This window comes from Kamptonema formosum PCC 10802, from assembly GCF_000332335.1.
GTDB lineage: Bacteria > Cyanobacteriota > Cyanobacteriia > Cyanobacteriales > Oscillatoriaceae > Oscillatoria.
On the sequence record NZ_KB235948.1, the window covers coordinates 3,828,168 to 3,828,619 of the forward strand.

The following is a 452-nucleotide window of genomic DNA, read 5'->3' on the forward strand; positions in this document are numbered from 1 at the left end:
ATCCACACTCAGGAGAGGACATATCTTGCCACCGGCACTCTGACTCAAACCTATCAACAGTGTAAGGCGGAAACCGCCCAATCACCGGCACCCGGCCAGTTTCGATACAAATTAACCGGATATAAAATAGAGCAGGCAGCTATAACCCCTAAGGGATATGGCAGACACGTTATAAAATTAGACAAAATACGGTTAATCACAATATGAACATCCTGCAGCGGGGTGGCTTAGCTTAAGGCATGCATCAGGGAAAGGTGGGGAGCTGCCGGTGAGAGATCCACACTCAGGAGAGGACATATCTTGCCACCGGCACTCTGACTCGGGCATATTAACAGTGTAAGGCGTCAGCCCCCTTTTGAGTGGTGCCCACTCCCAGGCTTCCATACAAATCAACCGGATTTTGTATAGATAAGATAGCTATAAGCTATAATAGGTATGGCTTGCGCGTTACA

General features: G+C 48.2%; 1 protein-coding gene. It reads left to right on the top strand.

All coding sequences use genetic code 11. The annotated features are described in order from the left end of the window. On the top strand, nt 1-207 hold a 207-nt coding region (locus OSC10802_RS54545), incomplete at its 5' end, for a hypothetical protein (RefSeq protein WP_232731695.1). Between the last annotated feature and the right edge of the window lie 245 nt (nt 208-452).